A 19947-nucleotide genomic window follows, 5' to 3' on the forward strand; every position below is an offset into this window, starting at 1 on the left:
CTGCCAGCGCTTTCGGGATAAGCGCTGGGGCCTCATTTCATTCAAAGATTGCAACCATCCGCTCCCTGCAAGATTCAGCCGCCCTGGCCTTGCGGCAGCCGGGCAATCACCTTGATCTCGAACTGAAACCCATACAGCCAGGTCACGCCAATGCCCGTCAGCGTGGGGTGGGGCGCCTCGCCCCAGAACTCGGGCACGATGCTCCACACCGCTTCAAAGTTCGCCTCGGGGTTGACGACAAACATCGTCACGTCCACCACATCGTCAAAGGTGCAGCCCGCCGCCTGCAGCACCGCGTCCAGGTTGGTGAACGCCCGCCGCACCTGCGCCTTCAGGTCGGGCTCGGGCGAGCCATCCTCGCGGCTGCCCACCTGGCCCGACACGAACAGAAAGCCGTTGGACCGCACCGCCGGCGAATAGCGGTTGCGCTCGTACAGCGCCTGGCGACCGGCCGGAAACACCACATCACGTTGGGCCATGAAAAAACTCCTTCGGTAGGGCCGGCAAGCCGCCCCGTGTTGACGATGAAGGCACTGTAGAAGCGCGGGGCCGGCCGATAAACAGGCAAGCCTGTCCATCACTGTTCTTAGAATCCAAACAATCGCGGGCCGCACCAGGCCCATTGCAGCGCGGCACGGGCTCGGCCCGCGCACCCCACGGGCCCCCCTGAGGCGGCCGCACCGGAGCATCCCCATGGACCGTTTTGACGCAATGCAGGCCTTCGCGCGGGTGGTGGAAACCGGCAGCTTCACCAAGGCGGCGGCAACCCTGCACATGAGCAAGACCACGGTGACCCAGCTGGTGCAGCAACTGGAGGCACGCCTGCGGGTCCGGCTGTTCAACCGCACCACGCGCAAGGTCCATGTCACCGCCGATGGCGCCGCCTACTACGAGCGCGTGGTGCGCCTGCTGGCCGACCTGGACGACGCCGAGACCAGCCTCTCCACCGCCGCCGCCGCGCCCCGGGGCCGCCTGCGGGTGGATGTGCCCAGCCCCCTGGCCCGGCTCGTCCTCGTCCCCGCGCTGCCCGCGTTCCACGCGCGGTATCCCGACATCCAGCTCGACATGGGCGTGAGCGACCGCCGCGTGGACATGCTGGGCGAGAACGTGGACTGCGTGGTGCGCGGCGGCACCCTCACCGACCAGTCCCTCATCGCCCGCCAGGTGGGCGAGCTCGCACTGCGCGTGTTTGCCGCTCCCAGCTACCTGCGGCACGCGGGCGTGCCCGCGCACCCGGGGGAGCTGGAAGACTCGCACCACCGCATCGTGGGTTTCCTGTGGGCGCGCACCGGCAAGCCGGTTCCCTATGCCATGCGCCGCGGCGGCGAGAGCATCCACGTGCAGGGCCGCTACGTGTGCGCGATGGACGACGGCAATGCCTATCTGGCCGCAGGGCTGGCCGGCATGGGGGTGCTGTGGCTGCCCAGCTACATGGCGCGGCCGCACGCGGCCAGCGGCGAACTGGTGCCATTGTTTGAAGGCTGGACGATGGACCCCATGCCCCTGTACGTGGCCTACCCGCCCAACCGCCATGTGAGCGCCAAGGTCCGGGTGTTCATTGACTGGGTGGTGGAGCTGATGGCGCTGCATGCACCGGTGGCGGTGCGGCGTGCCGATGAAAGCTATTGAAAATATAGCATTCAGGGTTCATGGATAAGCGCCCGGGGCCCATTCAGCTTCAGGATGGCCGGTCAACCCAAACCGCTGAAGCCCGCCGCGCAGCCATCAACCGCCAGGAAACCTACCCCTGCGCGCCCGCCGCCATCTCCAGCTGCATCATGATCATGTTGACCAGCGTGTGCACCGTGGGGCGGCCGGTCTCGATCACGAAGTGGGCCGTTTCGCGGTACAGGCCGTCGCGGTGCGCGTACAGCTCGCGCAGCTTGTCCATGGGGTTGCCCACCTGCAGCAGTGGCCGGGTCTTGTCGTGCTTGACGCGGCGGTAGATCTCTTCGGGCGAGGCGCGCAGGTACAGCACGTTGCCGAAGCGGCGCAGCACCTCCCGGTTGGCCGGGCGCAGCACGGCGCCGCCACCGGTGGAAAGCACCATGCCGCCAGGCTCCTGCGCCACCTCGGCCAGGACCTGGGACTCGACATCGCGAAAGCGCGCTTCGCCTTCCGCTTCGAAAAAGCTGCGGATGGTGGTGCCGAGGGTCTGCTCCAGCCGGTGGTCCAGGTCGACGAATGGAACACCCGCCCGGTGGGCGAGTTGCCGGCCGATGGTGGATTTGCCCGAGCCGGGCATACCGACCAGTGCACAGCGAATCTGCATAAATTTCCTGTTGTTATGGCTGCCCAACTGGACGCAGAGTGTAAGGCGGCGGGCGCTCAGAGCGCGGCGTACACCAGGGCCGGATACAGCTCGCTCAGGTAGCGCAGTTGTCCCGGGGCCTGTGTGAGCAGGATGGCGAACAGGTCCTGCGCCGGGTCCACGAGGAAGAAGGTGCCGCCCAGCCCGCTCCAGCTGTAGTGCCCCGCCGAGCCGGGGCGCGTCGCCAGCCCGGTGGCCGTGCGCACCGCCACGCCCAGCCCGAATCCGTAGCCGGGGGGCAGCACGTCGCCGGCCGTGGGGATGCCGCCCAGGTGGTCCGCCGTCATGAAATCCACCGTGGCGCGGCTGGCCAGCCGCACGGGGCCGTCCGTGCCTTCCAGGGTGCCCCGGCCCAGCAGGAGCTGCAGGAAACGCGCGTAGTCCGCGGCGGTGGACACCAGCCCGCCCCCGGCGGATTCAAACGCGGGCGGGGCGGCCACGTCGATCAACGCGACCTCGGTACCCGTCTGCGGGTCGCGCGCGAAGGGCTCGGCCAGCCGGTGCAGGTTCCGGGGAGGGACGCTAAAGCCCGTGTCGTGCATGCCCAGGGGCCCGAACACGCGGCGCTGCAGGATGGTGCCCAGGGGCGCGCCTTCCACCACCTCGAGCACGGCGCCCAGCACATCCGTGGCGCGGCTGTACTCCCAGCGGCTGCCGGGCGCATGCACCAGCGGCAGGGGGCCCCGCGCGGCCGCGAGACCGGCATTGGTGTGGCGGCGCGAACCAATGCGGGCAGCGCGGTACAGGTCGGGCACCGGGCCCGCCTCCCACGCGTAGCTGAGGCCGGCGGTGTGGCGCAGCAGGTCGTGCACGGTGGCCTCGCGCGGCGCGGGTGCCCGCTGGCCGGTGGCTGGGTCGTACACCTGCTGCCCGGCAAACGCGGGCAGGTAGTGCGACACGGGGTGTGCCAGCAGCAGGCGGCCTTCCTCCATGAGCATCAGTGCCACCAGCGAGGCAATCGGCTTGGTCATCGAGTAGATGCGAAAAAGCGTGTCGTGCGCCATGGCGGGGGCGTCCGCCCCGGGGCGCTGTGCGCCCACCGCCTGGTGCAGCACGGTGCGGCCCTGGTGGTGCACCAGCGCCACCGCGCCGGGCAGCAGGCCCTGGTCCACATGGGCTTGAAGTACGTGGCACAGGCGTGCCAGGGGGGCTGGGTGCATGGGTTCCTCGAGACGGTGGTGGCAATGGGGCCCGCGCACGTTCCGCGTGTCGGAACGTCGCCGGTGGTGGACGGATTGTTTCAGTCTGTTGCGGCATCCCGCGGCGGCAAGTCGCGCAGATGACTGGCGCACCCGCCAATCGCTGGGTGATTACCCTGAAATGTTCTGCACAGCGGAATGCGAGGTTGGGCATCCGGGGCTTCGTTATTAAGCTGGCCCGGCCTCGACCGCAAGGGGATCGCGCCGCTTCGGCGCATCGCGTGCGGCATGCGGGGCGGCTGGGCCGATGGCCGCAGCCTGTCTGCAAACCTACCAGGAGCACGACGATGGAGACACGCCCCCGCGGGGACGCCCCGAGCCCACGCCCCGAGGCCATGCCGCCCGCGCAGCACGGCCGCGCACCGCTCGCAGGGAGGGGCGGTTGATGGACCTGTTCCTGCAGCAAGTGCTCAACGGCCTCACGCTGGGCGGCATCTACAGCCTGGTGGCCCTGGGCCTCACGCTGGTGTACGGCATCCTGCACGTGCCCAATTTCGCCCATGGCGCGTTCTACATGGCCGGGGCGTTCGTGTCGTGGCACCTCATGGCGGCCTGGGGCTTCAACTACTGGGTGGCGATGGCGGGCTCGGCCCTCGCCGTGGCGCTGATCGGCGTGGTGTCGGAGCGGCTGGTGTTCCACCCGCTGCGCAATGCCTCGGGCCTGCATCCGATGATCGCGGCCATCGGGGTGCTGCTGTTCCTGGAGGCCGGCGCGCAGGCCCTGTGGGGTGCGGACTTCCACCGCATGCAGACGCCGTACACCGGCATCATCGACCTGGGCGGAGTCACGGCGCCGGTGCAGCGCCTGCTGATCATCGCGGCGGCCTTCGTGCTCATGGTGGTGCTGCACCTGTTCCTCAAGAAGACGGTGACGGGCTCGACCATCATCGCCATGGCGCAGAACCGCGATGGCGCGTCGCTGGTGGGCATCGACGCGAACCGCGTGGCCATGCTCACCTTCGCCATCTCGGGCGCGCTGGCCGCGGTGGCCGCCACGCTGTATGCGCCCATCAACCTTGTGTACCCGGCCATGGGGCACCTCGTGATCACCAAGGCCTTCGTGATCATCATCCTGGGGGGCATGGGCAGCGTGCCCGGCGCCATCATCGGGGGGCTCATCATCGGTTTTGCCGAGAGCTTCGGGGCGTTCTACATCTCCACCGACTACAAGGACATCATCGCCTTCGTGCTGCTCGTGGCCATCCTGTCGGTGCGTCCGCAGGGCCTGTTCACCAAGGGGGTGCGCTGACATGGCATTCCTGGAAGGCAAATGGGGCTGGGCCCTGCTGCTGGCCGCCGGGCTGGCGTTTCCCCTGTTCGTGGGCAATGACTACCACCTCACGGTGATGGGCACCGCCTACATCTTTGCGATCGCCACCATCGGCCTGAACCTCATCACGGGCTACACGGGGCAGTTCAACTTGGCGCACAGCGGCTTCATGGCGGTGGGCGCCTACACGGTGGGCATCCTCACGGTGGACCACCAGGTGCCGTTCTGGGTGGCGTTCGCGCTCTCGGGCGTGGTCACCACCGTGCTGGGTTTCTTCATCGGCGTCCTGTCGCTGCGGCTCAAGGGGCACTACTTCTCGATCTTCACGCTGTGCGTGGGCTACATCATGTTCCTCGTGATCGAGAAATGGGAAGGGCTCACCCATGGCACGGTGGGCATCATCGGCATCCCCGCCCCGTCGCCCATCGGGGGGCTGCGGTTCGACACGCCGCTGGCGCTGTACTACCTGGCCTTCTTCTGGCTGGTGGTGGGAATGTGGGCCATGCGCCGTATCGTCAATTCGCTGCTCGGGCGCACCTTCATGGCCATCCGCAACAGCGACGAGCTGGCCGAGTCGCTGGGCATCAACCTCATGCGCAACAAGGTGCTGGCGTTCATGCTGTCGGTGTTCTACGCGGGTATCGCGGGGGGGCTGTATGCGGGCTATGTGCGCTTCATCGGGCCCGGCGTGGCGGGGGTGGAGCACACCTTCGACATGACCATGTACATGCTCATCGGGGGGCTGGGGACGCTGCTGGGCCCGTTGCTGGGCGCGCTCGCCATGCCCTGGCTCACGCAGTACCTGCAGTTCCTGCAGGAGTACCGCTTCCTTGTCTTCGGTCCCATCCTCGTGCTGCTGGTGATCTTCGTGCCGCACGGCATCGTGGGCACCTACCTGGGCTGGAAGGCACGCCGCGCCACCCGGCCGTCCGCCACACCGCCCGCAGGAGGCGACCGTGCTTAAGATCGAACACCTCACCAAGCGCTTTGGCGGCCTGGCCGCCGTCAACAACGTCAGCACCACCATCGAGGCCGGCAGGATCAACGCGATCATCGGCCCCAACGGTGCCGGCAAGACGACGTTCTTCAACCTCATCAGCGGAATGCACCGGCCCAGCTCGGGCACCATCACGCTGGAGGGACGCGACGTGACCTCGCTGCGCACCGACGAGGTGGCGCGCCTGGGCGTGGCGCGCACCTTCCAGACCACGGCGCTCTTTGACATGGCCTCGGTGCTGGACAACCTCATCGTGGGCCACCGCCTGCGCACGCGCTCGGGCCTGCTCGACGTGCTGTGCAATTCCAGCCGCCTGCGCGAGGAAGAGCGCATCTGCCGCGAGAAGGCGCGCGAGGCGCTCGATTTCGTGGGCCTCGCGCACCTGGAAAACCGCATGGCGGGCGACATCTCGCAGGAGGAGCGCAAGCGCGTGGCCTTCGCGCTGGCGCTGTCCACCGGGCCGCGCCTGGTGCTGCTGGACGAGCCCGCCGGCGGCGTGAACCCCGACGAGACCGAAGGCCTGGCCCAGCTCATCCGCAAGATGGTGGCCCATGGCCTCACCGTGTGCCTGATCGAACACAAGATGAACATGATCATGAGCCTGGCCGACAAGATCATGGTGCTGAACTACGGCGAGAAGATCGCCGAGGGCACCCCCGCCGAGATCCGCGCGAACCCGGCCGTCATCGACGCCTACCTGGGGAGCGAGCATGCTGCAGCTTGACAACCTCTCGCTCAAATACGGCAGCTTCCAGGCGCTCAATGGCGTGAGCCTGCATGCCCGGCAGGGCGAGCTGGTGGTGCTGCTGGGCGCCAACGGCGCGGGCAAGAGCTCGATCTTCCTGACCATCAGCGGCATCCACAAGGCCGCCGGGGGCAGCATCCGCTATGGCGACAGGGAGCTGGCGGGCATGAAGCCCTCTCAGATCGTGCAGCACGGCGTGGTGCAGTGCCCCGAGGGGCGCAAGCTGTTCCCCGGCATGTCGGTGCTCAAGAACCTGATGCTGGGCGCCTACGTGCACCGGGGCGACACGGCGGGCAGCAGGAAGGTGCTGGACGAGGTGTTCGCGCTGTTTCCCATCCTGGCCGAGAAGAAGGACGACCCCGCGGGCTCGCTCAGCGGCGGCCAGCAGCAGATGGTGGCCATCGGCCGCGCCATGATGGGCCGGCCCAAGGTGCTGCTGCTCGACGAGCCCTCGCTGGGCCTGGCGCCGCTGGTCATCAAGCAGACCTTCGAGGTCATCCAGCGCATCAACCAGGCCGGCACCACGGTGCTGCTGGCCGAGCAGAACGCGTTCGCGGCGCTCAAGATCGCGCACCGCGCCTACGTCATCGAGAGCGGCCGCATCGTGATGGAGGGCGACCGCGACAGCCTCATGAACAACGAGGCCGTGCGCCGGGCCTACATCGGCGCATAGGAGATGAGGAGCAGCCCCCCCGCGGCGCCGCGCGCGTGCGACGGTAGTGCCACCTGTTTGACGACCCTGACTCGCAAGAGCCGCTTTTTCAGAAACCCCAAGGAGACATCAGCATGATCACGAAACGCAAGACCATCCTTCGACTCGGTGCCAGCGCCTTCGCGGTGGCCGCACTGCTGGGTGCCACCGGCACCGCCTTCGCCCAGCAGGTCGTGAAGATCGGCTACTCGGGCCCCTTGAGCGGCGGCGCCGCGCTGTACGGCAAGAACGTGCTCAGCGGCATGGAGATGGCGGTGCAGGAGATCAACGCCAAGGGCCTGGAGGTGGCCGGCCAGAAGGTCAGGCTCGAGATCGTCGCGCTGGACGACAAGTACAACCCCAGTGAAACCGCCATCAATACCCAGCGCCTGGTGCAGGAGCACAAGGCACCCGCGGTGCTGGTGCCGCATTCGGGCGGCAGCTTCGCGGTGATGGCCACCAACGAGGCGCAGAAGGTCCTGCTGCTCTCGTACACCAGCGTGCCGCAGATCACCGAGCGCAACAACAAGCTCACGCTGCGCATCCCGCCCGAGTTCACGTCCTACGTGAAGCCCTTCGTGAACCACGCCATGGGCAAGTACGGCAAGAACGTGGCCATCGCCAATGCCGACCACGACTACGCCAAGGCCTGGACAGCCGCCTTCAAGCCCGCGTGGGAAGCCGCGGGCGGCAAGGTGGTGGCCGAGAACCCCATGTCCTACAACCGCGCGACGGACTTCTACAGCGGCGTGAGCCGGGTGCTCGCCTCCAAGCCCGACGTGCTCTTCATCGGCGGCGCGTCCGAGCCCACGGGCCTGGTGATCAAGCAGGCGCGCGAGCTGGGCTTCAAGGGGGGCTTCGTGATCATCGACCAGGCCAAGATGGACGAGATCGGCAAGATCACCGGCGGCTACGGCCCCCTGGAGGGATCGATCGGCGTGCTGCCCGTGGTGGAGGACAGCTCGCCGGTGACCAAGGCCTTCGTGGAGCGCTTTCGCAAGACCCACCCCGGCCGCGACCCGAGTTCCGAGGTCTCGCTCAACTACACCACCGTGCACGCCACCGCGCTGGCGATGAAGCTCGCGGGCAGCACCACCGACGCCGCCGCGATCCGCGCGCAGCTGGACAAGGCCTTCAAGTCACTGCCCACCGAAAACAACCCGCACGAGATGGACGGCGTGAACGAGCGCGGCGGCTCCACGGCCAACACCCGCGTGGCCATCGTGGAAGGCGGCAAGGTCAAGGAGATCCGGCTGGACGCGCTGGCCAAGTAGGTCGGCGCGGGCCCTGGACCGCCACGCCACGCAGGGCCTGCCACGGAGAAGGGGCAGGCCTTTTTTTGCAAGGGATCTTGCCGTGCACCGCGCGCTGCCCCGGCACGGGCTAACTCCTGGATTTGCAGTTATTTTGGCCGCTGGCGCTTGACTGTAAAGCGCAAGGCGCTATAAAAAGTGAAGCATCAGGCGCGCGGACCCGCCCCGGGAGGTGCGCTGCGCTCCTGTTCCTGCAGCTCGCGCCACTGGACCTTGCCCGTGCCCGACTTGGGCAGGCTGTCCACGAACTGCACGCGGCGCGGGCTCTTGTAGGCGGCCATGTGGTCGTGGCTCCAGTCGATGATGTCCTGCGCGCTCACCTGGCCCTTGAAGGCGTCGCGCAGCACGACCACCGCCTTCACGGTCTCGCCCCGGCGTTCGTCGTGCGCGGCGATCACGCACACCTCCTGGATGGCGGGGTGGGCGTACATCATGGCCTCGACCTCGGCGGGCCAGACCTTGAAGCCCGATGCGTTGATCATGCGCTTCAAGCGGTCCACCATGAAGAAGTAGCCGTCCTCGTCCACCTGCGCCAGGTCGCCGGTGCGCAGGAAGCGCTTGCCCTCCAGAGTGATGAAGCTGTCGGCCGTGGCCTGCGGGTTGTTCCAGTAGCCCACCATGACCTGCGGTCCGTGCACCACGATCTCGCCGGTCTCGCCCGGCGGCAGTTCGGCGAACGTCGCGGGGTCGACCACGCGCGCATCCACGTCGAACACCGGGATGCCCAGGCATTGCGGCTTGGGCCGGTGCGGCGGGTTGATGTGCGTGGCCGCCATGGTTTCGGACATGCCGTAGCCCTCCACGTAGTCCAGCCCCGTCAGCTCCTTGAGGCGTTGCGCCACCGCCTTGGGCATGGCCGCGCCACCGCCCCGGATGGCCTGCAGGCTGGAGATGTCGTAGTCGCCGATGCGCGGGTTGGCCAGGAAGTCCACCACCATGGTGGAGATGGCTTGCCAGATGCTGATGCGGTAGCGCTGCATGAGCCGGGCCGTGGCGTCGCGGTCCCAGCGCGGCAGCACCACCACGGTGGCGCCCACGAACAGCGGCCCGTTCATGCTGCCCGACATGCCCGTGACGTGAAAGAGCGGCAGCACGGCCAGATAGGTCGCATCCTGCGTGCGCGAGAACCACTGCGCGCCGCCCACCAGCGTGCTCATGGCGCTGCGGTGCGTGTGCATGCAACCCTTGGGGTGGCCGGTGGTGCCCGAGGTGTAGGGCATCACGCAAAGGTCATCGGGTCCGGCGGTCAGCGGGCCGGGCGCGAGCCGCTGCGCCAGCATGTCGCTCCAGAGCGTCACGCCCGGGGCGGCGATGGCCTCGCGCGGCGCGCTGACGAACGCGGGCACGGGCAGGTCGGTGGGCACCTGCAGGTAGTCGCTGTAGGCCGCGACGATCAGGTGCTCCAGGCCGGCGCCACCCTGCGCCCCGCCCACCAGCGGCTGCGCCTGCGCATGCAGGTCCTGCGGCAGGAAGGCCACTGTGGCCCCGCTGTCGTGCACATAGTGGCGCAGCTCGTCGGTGAGGTTCATGGGGTTCACCGGCACCACCACGGCATTGGCGCGCAGGATGCCGTAGAACGCCAGGATCCACTGCGGGCTGTTCTGCATGTACAGCAGCACCCGGTCGCCGGCCTTCACGCCGCACCGCTGCTGCAGGAAACCCGCGATGTGCTCGGCCTCCTGCTGGAACTGCCGGAACGTCACCAGCGTGTCGTAGAACACCAGGAAGGGCTTGTCCGGGTAGCGCGCCGCCGAAACCTCGGCGTTGTGGAACAGGTTGGTCTGCGGCAGCGTGAGGTGGCGGGACAGCCCCGGGGGCCAGTGGGCAAGGTGGCGGTCGGACATGCGGGGCGGGCTCCTGAAGGCGTGGTTCGGCGGCGGGGCGGTCAGCCGCGTTTCAGATGGCGTGCCAGCTCGTCCTTGGCGATGGCATTGCGGTGCACTTCGTCGGGGCCGTCGGCAAATCGCAAGGTACGTGCCTGAGCATAGGCGGCCGCGAGCGGGAAATCATCGCTCACCCCGCCGCCGCCATGCACCTGCATGGCCCAGTCGATCACCTGGCAGGCCATGCTGGGCGCGGCCACCTTGATCATCGCGATCTCCTTGCGGGCGACCTTGTTGCCCACGGTGTCCATCATCTGCGCGGCATTGAGCACCAGGAAGCGCGCCTGGTCGATCAGGATGCGCGCGTTGGCGATGCGCTCGCGCGTGACGCCCTGGTCGGCCACCTTGCGGCCAAACGCCGTGCGGCCCAGGGCGCGCTGGCACATCAGCTCCAGCGCGCGCTCGGCCACGCCGATGAGGCGCATGCAGTGGTGGATGCGCCCGGGGCCCAGGCGGCCCTGGGCGATCTCGAAGCCACGGCCCTCGCCCAGCAGGATGTTGGCCACGGGCACGCGCACGTTCACGAAGCTCACCTCGCCATGGCCGTGCGGCGCATGGTCGTAGCCGAACACGGGCAGCGCGCGTTCCATGGTCACGCCGGGCGTGTCCATGGGCACGAGGATCATCGACTGCTGCTGGTGCCGGCTGGCATGGTCGGGGTCGGTCTTGCCCATGAAGATCAGGATCTCGCAGCGCGGATCGGGCGCGCCGGAGGTCCACCATTTGCGGCCGTTGATGACGTAGTGGTCGCCGTCGCGCACGATGCGGGCTTCGATGTTGGTGGCGTCCGACGAGGCCACGTCGGGCTCGGTCATGGCGAAGGCCGAGCGGATCCGGCCGTCGAGCAGCGGCAGCAGCCAGCGCTGCTGCTGCTCGGGCGTGGCATAGCGCGCCAGCGTTTCCATGTTGCCGGTGTCGGGCGCCGAGCAGTTGAAGGCCTCGGGCGCGATGTGCGAGCGGCCCATGATTTCGCACAGGGGCGCGTATTCCAGGTTGGTCAGGCCCGCGCCCAGGTTGGATTCGGGCAGGAACAGGTTCCAGAGGTTGGCGGCCCGGGCCTTGGCCTTGAGGTCCTCCATCACCTGGGTGGGCTGCCAGGCGTTGCCGGCCTTGCGGTTTGCGGCCACCTCGTGGTGGTACACCGGTTCGGCGGGGTAGATGTGTTCTTCCATGAACGCCGTCAGGCGCTGCTGCAGGTCGACGACCTTGGGGGAGTAGGTGAAATCCATGAAGGGGTGCTTTCCGCAAAGGGCAGGGAATGGCGCGGTGTCAGATCAGGCTGGCGCCGCCGTCCACCACGATCGCGTGGCCTGTGATGTGGCGCGAGGCCTCGGAGGCGAGGAACACCACGGCGCCCTTGAGGTCCTCTTCGCCGCCGATGCGGCGCAGCGGGGTGCGCTCGATCATGGCCGGGCCCAGTTTGTCGATGAGGCCGCTGGCCATCTTGCTCGGGAAGAATCCGGGGCAGATGGCGTTGACGCGGATGCCGTAGTGCCCCCATTCGGAGGCCAGCGTGCGCGCGAAGTGGATCGCCGCGGCCTTGGAGGTGTTGTAGGCAATGGTGTTCATGCCCGGCGGCGTGCCCTTGATGCCGGCCACCGAGGCCGTCACGATGATGTTGCCCTTGCCGCGCGGAATCATGCAGCGCTTGCCCACCTCGCGCGAGAGGAAGAAGGGCGCGTTCACATTGAGGTCCATCACCTTGTGCCAGGCGGCGTCGGGGTGGTCCTCGGCCTTGGCGCCCCAGGTGGCGCCCGCGTTGTTGACGAGGATGTCGATGGTGCCAAAGCGCTCCACCACCTGGTCCACCAGGCCGGGGATGTCCCCGGTCTTCTGCAGGTCGTTGACCACGGTCAACACCTCGCAGCCCAGGCCTTCCAGGTGCTTTTTCGCTTCGGCCAGCTCATCGGCCTTGCGGGCCGTGATGGCGAGCCTGGCGCCCATCTCGCCCAGGGCCTCGGCCATCTGTAGGCCCAGGCCGCGCGAGCCGCCGGTGACCAGGGCGACCTGGCCGGTGAGATCGAAGAGTTGCTTGACGCTCATGAGAAGGGCTTTCGTTGGAAGTGCGTGGAGCGCGCGGACTCGAAGGCGACAGGGCGCCCGGGCATCGCGCTGCCGTGGGATGGGGAAAGGTGCGGGGCACCGCGCTCGCGGCGCGGAACCCGCAACTGCACTTCATGCTAGTCGGGGCCGCACCCGATGTAAAACGCGAGCTGTCACCTGCGAAACTCGGTGCGTGCCCGCGAAGGCCCGCCAGCGCGGTCCTTAGCGGTAGACCGCGGTCTCGATGCGGGCCACGATCTCTATCAGCCGCGGCCTCACCGCATCGAGCAGAAAATCCTGCGGGACATTGAACGCGGGCCCGCCGCAGTTGATCACCATGGGCGGCAGCCCGCCCCCCGGCTGAAACCCGCGGGCGATCGCATTGACGTTCTTCTGCCAGTCACCGAACGACGTTGCCACGGACAGGCCGCGGTAGTCCTGCAGCGCCTGGTCGATGCCCAGCTGCACCTGCGGCCACGCGGTTTCGTCGCGGCCCTGGATCTGGGCCAGCACCGCGCTGCGCTCCTTGGGCGGCACGGCGGCGAGCCAGGCGCGCCCCATGGCGGACGTGGCCAGCGAGATGCGCGAGCCCACGTCCAGGCTGAGCGTGTGCAGGGCCGCGCTGCGGCAGTTCTCGACATAGATCATCGACAGGCGGTCCCGGGTGCCCATCGACACCTCGGCGCCCGCGAAGTCGGCCAGTTCCTGCATCAGTGGGCGCGCGACCTGGCGCACGTCCAGGCGCACCAGCATCGAACTGCCCAGCGACAGCGTGGCGGTGCCCAGGCGGTACTTGCCGCAGGCCTCCACGTGGATGAGGTAGCCCAGCCGGGTGAGGGTGGCGGTCAGGCGCGACACGGTGGATTTGGGCAGGCGGCAGCGTTGCGCGATCTCCTGGTTCCCCAGGAGCTTGTCGCCCGCGCGAAAGCAGGCCAGCACCTCCAGGCCCCGGGCCAGCGCCGTCACGAAGTGCCGGTCCTGGGGAGGCCGCGCCAGGGGCGCGCGGGGAGTGTGGGCAGGGCGGGGCGGCGGCATGGGCGCATTATGGCGATGCGGTTCCAGGGGACTGCCTGGCGCCGGGCGGCCGCTGTGGGAGCGCACCTACCTGCACAGCGGTGATCCGCGCATGGACGCAACGGCCTTGCGGCCTTAGGCTGTGGCGATGAACGTGCGCCCGACAGTCCAACGCCTCCTCCTGCCTTTTCAAGCCCTTTGGCGGCTGCTGCAGCCCTTCTGGCGCGCGGCCCAGATGTGGCTGGATGCCGACGGGCTGCGCATGAGCGCGGCCATGTCGTTCTACGGCATGCTCAGCCTCGCGCCCCTGCTGCTGCTGCTGGTGGGCGTGCTGGGCTGGTGGATGGACCGCAGCTATCTGGAGAGCAATCTCATCGCGCAGGTGCAGGCGGTGATGGGCCAGCAGGTGGCCGACGTGGTGCGGCAGGCGCTGGCCAGCGCGCAGGCTCCCAGCGAAGGGCGGCTGGCTTCCCTGGTGGGTTTTGTGGTGCTGGTGTCGGGGGCCACCGGGGTGTTCGTGGAACTGCAGTCGGCGCTGGAGCATCTCTGGCGCGGCGGCGGGCCGGTGCCGCAGCGGGCGGCCTGGTGGCGCATGGCCTCGCTGCGCCTGCGGGGGCTGGCCTATGTGCTGGCGCTGGGGTTCCTGCTGCTGGTGTCGCTGGCCCTGTCCACGCTGATCCACCTGCTGGCGGGCTGGGCCGGGGCGCACCTGTCGTTCGCGCCGCTCGCGCCCGTCATGCAGGTCGTCAACGAAGCCGTCGCCTTCGGCTTTGCCGTGGCGTTGTTCGTGGGCCTGATGCGCATCGGCGCGGGGGCCAAGCCGCCCGCACGCTGCATCATGGCCGGGGCCGTGGTGGGCGCCACGCTGTTCACGGTGGGCAAGCAGCTGCTGGCCTGGTACCTGTCCACCGCGGCCGTGGTGTCGGCCTATGGCGCGGCCGGGTCGCTGGTGGTGTTGCTGATGTGGATCTACTTCTCGTCCGCCGTCCTCTTGTTTTCCGCGAGCTGCGCCCGGGCGTTCCAGGAGCTGGGCGCCTTGCCCGCGCAGCGGGGGCGCCTGCACGTGCCGCAGTAAGGCCCGAGGCCGGCGGTGCCGAGGGTGCCTTCCCCGCGCGCTCAGGCGGAAATGTGCAGCTGGGCGTCCAGGCCCAGCGTGCGGGCGAGCGTCAGCGCGTTCCCGGGCGCATGGGTCTTCATGGTGTTGTCGAAGAAGCAGAACACATTGCGCGCGGCCATGGCGGTGGGGCCGGCGTCTTCTGCGCAGAGCAGCCGCACGTCGGGCGGCACGCCGCCGGCGGCCCACGCGCGGATGCGCCCGGCCCAGGCCGCCAGCTGCGCATCGCTGTAGCCGCTCGCGTACAGCTCCTGGGCGCCGTGCAGGCGCAGGTACATGAAGTCCGCCGTCACATCGCCCACCTCGGGCCAGCGGCCCGCCGTGTCCGCCACCACGAGCGCCACGCCGTGGCGGCGCAGCAGAGCCACCGTCGCCGGCTGGCAGAAGCTCGCGTGGCGTACCTCGAGGGCGTGGCGCATCCGCATCGGGGCCACGGGGCCCAGCCATTCCTTACCCCGCATGCGGTCCTCGCGTTCATGGGCAAGGCGGGCTGCGGCCTCGGTGTCGTGCGGCAGGTGGCCCAGGAAGGCATCGAGCAGTGCTTCCTCGAAAGCCAGGCTTGGCGGCAGCTGCCACAGGATGGGCCCGAGCTTGCAGCCCAGGGCCAGCGGCCCCGACGCCATGAAGTTCGCGATGGCCGCGCGGGCGTCGCGCAGCCGCAGGACGTGGGTGATGTACCGCGGGGCCTTCACCGTGAAGACGAAGCCCTCGGGGGTGTCGGCGGCCCAGCGCCCATAGTTGGACGGGCGCTGCAGCGCATAGAAGGAGCCGTTGAGCTCGATGCTGGGGAACTGCCGCGACGCGAATTCCAGCTCCCGCGCCTGGGTGAGGCCCGAGGGGTAGAAGCTGCCGCGCCAGGGCGGATAGCGCCAGCCGGATATCCCGATGCGGATCTGTGCCGCAGCCATCGCCATCGTGAGCCTCCTTTCTTTCCGCATCCGCGCGGCGCATGGGCCGACGGCCAGCATAGGCGGCCGTTTGCGCGGGCACAACCCGGGTGCTTGCCACCCTTTGGCGCCGGGAGTTCGCAGGGGGCCACGTGCCGCCCCGCCGCTGCAGCGCAGAGAAGAATGTGTAAACAGGTTCTTACGTCCTTTACAGAGGCTACGCCCGGATTCCCGGTACTGCCGGGTACGCTGGCAGCCACCCGTCCAGAACCATCTGGACCTTTCGGAGAACAGCCATGAGCCTCATCGTTTCACCTTCCAATACCACCCGCTCCCTGGCCGCCGCGCCCGTGGGGGCCTTCGGCGCGGCGCCCTCCCTCAAGTGGCTGTGGGCGGCCATCGGGGTGCTCGGCGTGAGCGTGGTCGCGCTGGGTACGACCCTGGTGGTGCAGAACGCGGGGCCGTCCGCGGCCGACGCGCCGCCGCTGGCCGCTGCCGCGCAGCCCGCCAATGGTGCGCCAGGGGCTGCCACGCCCCCGCAGTCCTACCAGGCGCCACCGCCCGTGGGCAACAGGAACGTTGCCATCCACAGCGCGGCCAACCAGCCGCCGGCCTTGGCGCAGGGGTATGCCGAGCCGTCCCGGCAGCCGCAACAGCAGCAGCAACAACAACAACAACAACAACAACAACAACAACAACAACAACAACAACAACAACAACCGCTGCGCACCGCTGCGCAGGCACCTGTGTGCACCACCTGTGGCCGTGTCGAGTCCGTCCAGGCCGTGCAGCAGGCGGCACCCGCCACCGGCGTGGGGGCGGTCGCGGGCGGGGTGCTGGGGGCGGTGGTGGGCAACCAGGTGGGCAAGGGCTCGGGCCGCACGGCGGCCACCGTGCTGGGTGCCGTGGGCGGTGGCTATGTCGGCCACAAGGTCGAAGAGCGCACGCGCACGCAGACGGTCTACCAGATCGCCGTGCGCATGGAAGATGGCTCCGTGCGGCGTTTCACGCGCGCGCAGCCCCCGGCCGTGGGCACGCCCGTGGTGCTGCAGGGCAAGGGCTTCCGCGTGGACGACGGTGCCGCCACGCGGGCGGCAGAGCCCTATCCACGCCCGCAGCCCGGCGCCGTGCGCGTGGCGGACACATATTGATCCACCTCGTTCCCAATGCAAAAAAAGCCCGCTGCCAGCGGGCTTTTTCATGGGCTGGGGGTGCTACAGCACCACGGGGATTTCAGTCGCAGGCGGCGTGTTGCGGCTGCGGCCGCAGCGCACCAGGCCGTCGATCATCACCATGCCGATGCCGGGGATGTCGCCGAGCTGCACGCTTTCGAGCAGCGTGGCGCCCGCCGTGTGCTGGGCGCGGTCCATGAACACGAAGTCCGCCGCGCGGCCCGGCTCGATCAGCCCGCAGTTCAGGTTGCGGATGCGCGCCGTGTTGCCCGTGGCAAAGCAGAACACCAGCTCGGCGGGAATGTCGGCGAAGCTGGAGATCAGGGCGATCATGCGCAGCATGCCCAGCGGCTGCACGCCCGAGCCGGCCGGGCCGTCGGTGCCCAGGATCACGCGGTGTGGGCACTTGAGCTCGATGGCCGCGCGCGCGGCCTGGATGGCGATCTTCTCGTTGCCGTTGTGCACCAGCTCGATCGCGCGGGACGACTTCTCGCACAGCTCGCACACATGCTTCCAGGGCAGCGAGGTGTGGCCGCCGTTGATGTGGCCGATCACGTCGGCATCGGCCTCCAGCACCACGTCCTTGTCGATCAGCCCCGAGCCCGGGATGGACGGGCCGCCCGTGTGGATGGTGCTCTGGATGCCGTGCTTGCGCGCCCACGCCACCATTTGCTGGGCCTCGTAGCCGGCCTTGACGGAACCCAAGCCCACTTCGCCCAGCAGCGTCACGCCCGCGTCGGCCAGGTCCTTGAAGTCCTGCTCGGTCATGCCTTTTTCGATGACCGGGGCACCCGCGATCACCTTCACGCCGCCGGGGCGGAAGTTGTCGAACGAGCGCTGCGCGGTGATGGCCAGCGCCTTCAGGCCCACGATGTCCTTGGGCCGGCCGGGCAGGTGCACTTCACCGGCCGAGACCATGGTGGTCACGCCGCCGTTCATGGTCGAGTCGATCCAGCCGATCTGGTTCTGGCGCGGCGTCCAGTCGCCAAAGACCGGGTGCACGTGGCTGTCGATCAGGCCGGGCGCGACGCAGGTCTTGCGCGCGTCGATCACGGTCTGCGCGTGTTCGGTGTCGCAGTCCTTCTCGCGGCCCACGGCCATGATGAGGCCATCATGAACGACGATGGTGTCGGCATCCAGGATGGGGCGGTCCAGGTCGCCCGACAACAAAAGACCGATGTTCTTGATGACCACTTTGCCCGACTTGCCGCCGGCTGCTGCTTCTGCCATGGATTCTCCTCGTGGGTGGGGGTTCGGGCCCGTTGCGGCCCTCGCTCAGAAAATCGTTGTGTCCGGTGCGTCCTGCGTTTGCCGTACTACTTGCGGAGGTGCGTGCCGAAGATCTTCGGACCTTCGACCGTCACTTGCCCTTGGGTAGGCTGGGGCCCGGCGCCACGGTGCGCAGCACGCTGTCGATGACGAAGGACTCCCAGTGCGCCAGCGCATCGGGCGTCTCCAGGTCTTCGCCCAGAAAGGCCGACAGCGTGTGGCGGTTGGACATGTAGAAGTAGCCCGTGGCGGCGATCAGCAGGTACACGTCGCGCGCCGACACGTCCTTGCGGAACAGGCCTTGTGCCTGGCCGCTCTCCAGCACGCGGCGGATCACCTCGATGGCGGGCGACGAGTATTCGCGGGCCCGCATCGACTTGGAGATGTGCTTGCCCTTGTGCAGGTTTTCCGTGTTGAGCAGCGTGATGAACTCGGGGTTCTTGCGGTAGTAGCCCACCACGAAGCGGATCACCGCCTGCAGCGCCTCGACCGGCTTGGCGGTGTCCAGGTCGAGCTTGGACTCCGCATCGTTCATGCGCCGGTATGTTTCCTCCAGCACCTCGATGAACAGGCCTTCCTTGCTGCCGAAGTAGTAGTAGATCATCCGGTCGAACGACTTGGCGGCCTTGGAGATCTTCTCCACGCTGCCACCTTCGTAGCCATAGCGCGCAAACACCTTGGTCGCTGCTTTCAGGATGTTGTCGCGCGTGGTCTGCGCCGCCAGTTCGCGCACCCCCGTCTTTCGGGCGGAAGGGGAGCGGGTGGACGCCGTCCGGGTCTTGGTGGGTGTGGCAGACATGGATGATCCAGGTGAGAAGGGCCGGCCCCGCGGGGCCGGCCGGGGGTCACTGCTCCGCGAAGGCGCGTTCGATCACGAAGTCGCCGGGCTTCGTGGTGTTGCCTTCCTTGAAGCCGCGCTCTTCCATCATGTGCTTGAGGTCGCGCAGCATTTCGGGGCTGCCGCAGATCATCACGCGGTCTTCCGCAGGGTTCAGCGCCGGCAGGCCCAGGTCGCGCGCCAGCTGGCCGTTCTCGATCACGGTGGTCACGCGGCCCTGGTGCTTGAATGGCTCGCGGGTGACGGTGGGGTAGTACTTGAGCTGCTTGCTCACGATCTCGCCCAGGAACTCGTGCTGCGGCAGTTCCTGCGTGATGTAGTCGTGATAGGCCAGCTCCTTCACCTCGCGCACGCCGTGCACCAGGATGACTTCCTCGAACTTCTCGTACGTTTCGGGGTCCCGGATCAGGCTCAGGAACGGTGCCACGCCCGTGCCCGTGGAGAACATGTACAGCCGCTTGGCGGGCAGGAGGTAGTCGATCAGCAGGGTGCCGGTGGGCTTCTTGCCCACCACGATGTGGTCGCCCACCTTGATGTGCTGCAGGCGCGAGGTCAGCGGGCCGTCGGGCACCTTGATGGACAGGAACTCCAGGTGTTCCTCGTAGTTGGGGCTCACGATACTGTACGCGCGCAGCAGGGGTTTGCCGTTTTCCCCGCGCAGGCCGATCATCGTGAAATGGCCGTTGGAAAAGCGCAGGGCGGTGTCGCGCGTGGTGGTGAAGGAGAAAAGTCGGTCTGTCCAGTGGTGGACCGTCAGGACGCGTTCTTCGAGAAAGGCGCTCATGGTGCTTGGGTCGGGAAAGTTGAAGAAAACAGGGGAAAACTGGCTGAAGTCCGCTCCCGGAGCGCGTCAGAACGCGATATCCAGGCCGGAAAGCTTGTGGCTCACAACCCTCCATTGTTCCGCATCTGGAAGTGGAGGCTTTCTTTTGGTGATTGTGGGCAGGCCCGGGGCCAGGTTTTTGTTGAATTCCAGGAAGGCAGCGAACTCCGCCGGCAGGTCCGTGTCCGCGTAGATGGCATTGGCCGGGCATTCGGGAATGCACACCGCGCAATCGATGCACTCGTCGGGATCGATCACCAGGAATTGCGGCCCTTCCTTGAAGCAGTCGACCGGGCATACGTCGACGCAATCGGTGTACTTGCACCGAATGCATGCGTCAGTGACAACGTGCGTCATATTGGGGCTCCTCATGCACCT

The 19947-nt window shown here is 68.1% G+C and carries 20 protein-coding genes; 8 read left to right on the forward strand and 12 right to left on the reverse strand.

Going from position 1 to position 19947, the window contains the following annotated elements; all coding sequences use genetic code 11:
• Positions 1 to 74: 74 nt before the first annotated feature.
• Positions 75 to 479: a RidA family protein gene (locus tag AC07OD_RS23940; RefSeq protein WP_218296562.1), complete on the reverse strand. Its 405-nt coding sequence runs from the start codon at positions 477 to 479 to the stop codon at positions 75 to 77.
• A gap of 214 nt (positions 480 to 693) precedes the next feature.
• On the opposite strand from AC07OD_RS23940, the gene AC07OD_RS23945 reads away from it, so the two are divergent.
• Complete coding sequence (locus AC07OD_RS23945; protein WP_492244771.1) at positions 694 to 1629, forward strand: LysR family transcriptional regulator; 936 nt, start codon at positions 694 to 696, stop codon at positions 1627 to 1629.
• Positions 1630 to 1741: 112 nt separating this feature from the next.
• On the opposite strand, the gene AC07OD_RS23950 is transcribed toward AC07OD_RS23945, so the two are convergent.
• The gene (locus AC07OD_RS23950; protein ID WP_218296564.1) at positions 1742 to 2272 is read right to left on the reverse strand and encodes a shikimate kinase; all 531 of its coding nucleotides are present in this window, start codon (positions 2270 to 2272) and stop codon (positions 1742 to 1744) included.
• Between the two features lie 56 nt (positions 2273 to 2328).
• Entirely contained in the window at positions 2329 to 3471 is a 1143-nt protein-coding gene (locus tag AC07OD_RS23955) for a serine hydrolase domain-containing protein (protein WP_494598223.1), read from the reverse strand.
• Positions 3472 to 3895: 424 nt separating this feature from the next.
• On the opposite strand from AC07OD_RS23955, the gene AC07OD_RS23960 reads away from it, so the two are divergent.
• From AC07OD_RS23960 to AC07OD_RS23980, 5 genes are all read left to right on the forward strand, one after another.
• Positions 3896 to 4759: a branched-chain amino acid ABC transporter permease gene (locus AC07OD_RS23960; RefSeq protein ID WP_218296566.1), complete on the forward strand. Its 864-nt coding sequence runs from the start codon at positions 3896 to 3898 to the stop codon at positions 4757 to 4759.
• A 1-nt stretch (position 4760) separates the two neighbouring features.
• Complete coding sequence (locus AC07OD_RS23965) at positions 4761 to 5744, forward strand: branched-chain amino acid ABC transporter permease (RefSeq protein WP_218339186.1); 984 nt, start codon at positions 4761 to 4763, stop codon at positions 5742 to 5744.
• Positions 5737 to 6501 (forward strand): ABC transporter ATP-binding protein, encoded by a 765-nt coding sequence (locus AC07OD_RS23970; RefSeq protein ID WP_218296568.1) that lies wholly within the window; start codon positions 5737 to 5739, stop codon positions 6499 to 6501. The genes AC07OD_RS23965 and AC07OD_RS23970 overlap by 8 nt, the downstream gene beginning before the upstream one ends.
• Positions 6488 to 7195: an ABC transporter ATP-binding protein gene (locus AC07OD_RS23975; protein ID WP_218296569.1), complete on the forward strand. Its 708-nt coding sequence runs from the start codon at positions 6488 to 6490 to the stop codon at positions 7193 to 7195. Before AC07OD_RS23970 ends, AC07OD_RS23975 begins: the two co-directional genes overlap by 14 nt.
• 113 nt (positions 7196 to 7308) lie before the next feature.
• Entirely contained in the window at positions 7309 to 8487 is a 1179-nt protein-coding gene (locus AC07OD_RS23980) for an ABC transporter substrate-binding protein (protein ID WP_218296570.1), read from the forward strand.
• A 185-nt stretch (positions 8488 to 8672) separates the two neighbouring features.
• Here the strand turns inward: AC07OD_RS23980 and AC07OD_RS23985 are convergent, their stop codons facing one another.
• From AC07OD_RS23985 to AC07OD_RS24000, 4 genes are all read right to left on the reverse strand, one after another.
• A complete protein-coding gene (locus AC07OD_RS23985) occupies positions 8673 to 10370 on the reverse strand; it encodes a long-chain fatty acid--CoA ligase (RefSeq protein ID WP_492254349.1) in 1698 nt (565 codons plus the stop codon).
• 41 nt (positions 10371 to 10411) lie between these two features.
• Positions 10412 to 11638, reverse strand: a complete 1227-nt coding sequence (locus AC07OD_RS23990) for an acyl-CoA dehydrogenase family protein (protein WP_218296572.1) — start codon at positions 11636 to 11638, stop codon at positions 10412 to 10414.
• A 40-nt stretch (positions 11639 to 11678) separates the two neighbouring features.
• Positions 11679 to 12452: an SDR family oxidoreductase gene (locus tag AC07OD_RS23995; RefSeq protein WP_218296573.1), complete on the reverse strand. Its 774-nt coding sequence runs from the start codon at positions 12450 to 12452 to the stop codon at positions 11679 to 11681.
• Between the two features lie 222 nt (positions 12453 to 12674).
• Positions 12675 to 13487, reverse strand: a complete 813-nt coding sequence (locus AC07OD_RS24000) for an IclR family transcriptional regulator (protein WP_218339184.1) — start codon at positions 13485 to 13487, stop codon at positions 12675 to 12677.
• 127 nt (positions 13488 to 13614) lie between these two features.
• On the opposite strand from AC07OD_RS24000, the gene AC07OD_RS24005 reads away from it, so the two are divergent.
• Positions 13615 to 14541 (forward strand): YihY/virulence factor BrkB family protein, encoded by a 927-nt coding sequence (locus AC07OD_RS24005; RefSeq protein WP_218296575.1) that lies wholly within the window; start codon positions 13615 to 13617, stop codon positions 14539 to 14541.
• A 41-nt stretch (positions 14542 to 14582) separates the two neighbouring features.
• Here AC07OD_RS24005 and AC07OD_RS24010 read toward each other — a convergent pair whose 3' ends face one another.
• Positions 14583 to 15494, reverse strand: a complete 912-nt coding sequence (locus AC07OD_RS24010) for a DUF72 domain-containing protein (RefSeq protein WP_494598224.1) — start codon at positions 15492 to 15494, stop codon at positions 14583 to 14585.
• 269 nt (positions 15495 to 15763) lie between these two features.
• On the opposite strand from AC07OD_RS24010, the gene AC07OD_RS24015 reads away from it, so the two are divergent.
• Positions 15764 to 16618 (forward strand): outer membrane lipoprotein, encoded by an 855-nt coding sequence (locus tag AC07OD_RS24015; RefSeq protein ID WP_494598225.1) that lies wholly within the window; start codon positions 15764 to 15766, stop codon positions 16616 to 16618.
• A gap of 63 nt (positions 16619 to 16681) precedes the next feature.
• Here the strand turns inward: AC07OD_RS24015 and AC07OD_RS24020 are convergent, their stop codons facing one another.
• From AC07OD_RS24020 to fdxA, 4 genes are all read right to left on the reverse strand, one after another.
• A complete protein-coding gene (locus AC07OD_RS24020; RefSeq protein WP_218339182.1) occupies positions 16682 to 17869 on the reverse strand; it encodes an amidohydrolase family protein in 1188 nt (395 codons plus the stop codon).
• A gap of 130 nt (positions 17870 to 17999) precedes the next feature.
• Entirely contained in the window at positions 18000 to 18707 is a 708-nt protein-coding gene (locus AC07OD_RS24025) for a TetR/AcrR family transcriptional regulator (protein WP_218339181.1), read from the reverse strand.
• Positions 18708 to 18753: 46 nt separating this feature from the next.
• Positions 18754 to 19530 carry a ferredoxin--NADP reductase gene (locus AC07OD_RS24030; protein ID WP_218296579.1) on the reverse strand — a complete coding sequence of 259 codons (777 nt, stop codon included), beginning with the start codon at positions 19528 to 19530 and terminating at the stop codon, positions 18754 to 18756.
• A 66-nt stretch (positions 19531 to 19596) separates the two neighbouring features.
• Positions 19597 to 19926, reverse strand: a complete 330-nt coding sequence (gene fdxA, locus AC07OD_RS24035; protein ID WP_218296580.1) for a ferredoxin FdxA — start codon at positions 19924 to 19926, stop codon at positions 19597 to 19599.
• Positions 19927 to 19947: the final 21 nt, after the last annotated feature.

The sequence above is a fragment of the Acidovorax sp. GW821-FHT10E03 genome (assembly GCF_059415205.1).

Bases quoted from the DNA above. Each gene is read 5' to 3' on its own strand.
- AC07OD_RS23940 (WP_218296562.1), bottom strand. From the start codon at position 479: ATGGCCCAACGTGATGTGGTGTTTCCGGCCGGTCGCCAGGCGCTGTAC.
- AC07OD_RS23945 (WP_492244771.1), top strand. From the start codon at position 694: ATGGACCGTTTTGACGCAATGCAGGCCTTCGCGCGGGTGGTGGAAACC.
- AC07OD_RS23950 (WP_218296564.1), bottom strand. From the start codon at position 2,272: ATGCAGATTCGCTGTGCACTGGTCGGTATGCCCGGCTCGGGCAAATCC.
- AC07OD_RS23955 (WP_494598223.1), bottom strand. From the start codon at position 3,471: ATGCACCCAGCCCCCCTGGCACGCCTGTGCCACGTACTTCAAGCCCAT.
- AC07OD_RS23960 (WP_218296566.1), top strand. From the start codon at position 3,896: ATGGACCTGTTCCTGCAGCAAGTGCTCAACGGCCTCACGCTGGGCGGC.
- AC07OD_RS23965 (WP_218339186.1), top strand. From the start codon at position 4,761: ATGGCATTCCTGGAAGGCAAATGGGGCTGGGCCCTGCTGCTGGCCGCC.
- AC07OD_RS23975 (WP_218296569.1), top strand. From the start codon at position 6,488: ATGCTGCAGCTTGACAACCTCTCGCTCAAATACGGCAGCTTCCAGGCG.
- AC07OD_RS23980 (WP_218296570.1), top strand. From the start codon at position 7,309: ATGATCACGAAACGCAAGACCATCCTTCGACTCGGTGCCAGCGCCTTC.
- AC07OD_RS23985 (WP_492254349.1), bottom strand. From the start codon at position 10,370: ATGTCCGACCGCCACCTTGCCCACTGGCCCCCGGGGCTGTCCCGCCAC.
- AC07OD_RS23990 (WP_218296572.1), bottom strand. From the start codon at position 11,638: ATGGATTTCACCTACTCCCCCAAGGTCGTCGACCTGCAGCAGCGCCTG.
- AC07OD_RS23995 (WP_218296573.1), bottom strand. From the start codon at position 12,452: ATGAGCGTCAAGCAACTCTTCGATCTCACCGGCCAGGTCGCCCTGGTC.
- AC07OD_RS24000 (WP_218339184.1), bottom strand. From the start codon at position 13,487: ATGCCGCCGCCCCGCCCTGCCCACACTCCCCGCGCGCCCCTGGCGCGG.
- AC07OD_RS24005 (WP_218296575.1), top strand. From the start codon at position 13,615: ATGAACGTGCGCCCGACAGTCCAACGCCTCCTCCTGCCTTTTCAAGCC.
- AC07OD_RS24010 (WP_494598224.1), bottom strand. From the start codon at position 15,494: ATGGCGATGGCTGCGGCACAGATCCGCATCGGGATATCCGGCTGGCGC.
- AC07OD_RS24015 (WP_494598225.1), top strand. From the start codon at position 15,764: ATGAGCCTCATCGTTTCACCTTCCAATACCACCCGCTCCCTGGCCGCC.
- AC07OD_RS24020 (WP_218339182.1), bottom strand. From the start codon at position 17,869: ATGGCAGAAGCAGCAGCCGGCGGCAAGTCGGGCAAAGTGGTCATCAAG.
- AC07OD_RS24025 (WP_218339181.1), bottom strand. From the start codon at position 18,707: ATGTCTGCCACACCCACCAAGACCCGGACGGCGTCCACCCGCTCCCCT.
- AC07OD_RS24030 (WP_218296579.1), bottom strand. From the start codon at position 19,530: ATGAGCGCCTTTCTCGAAGAACGCGTCCTGACGGTCCACCACTGGACA.
- fdxA (WP_218296580.1), bottom strand. From the start codon at position 19,926: ATGACGCACGTTGTCACTGACGCATGCATTCGGTGCAAGTACACCGAT.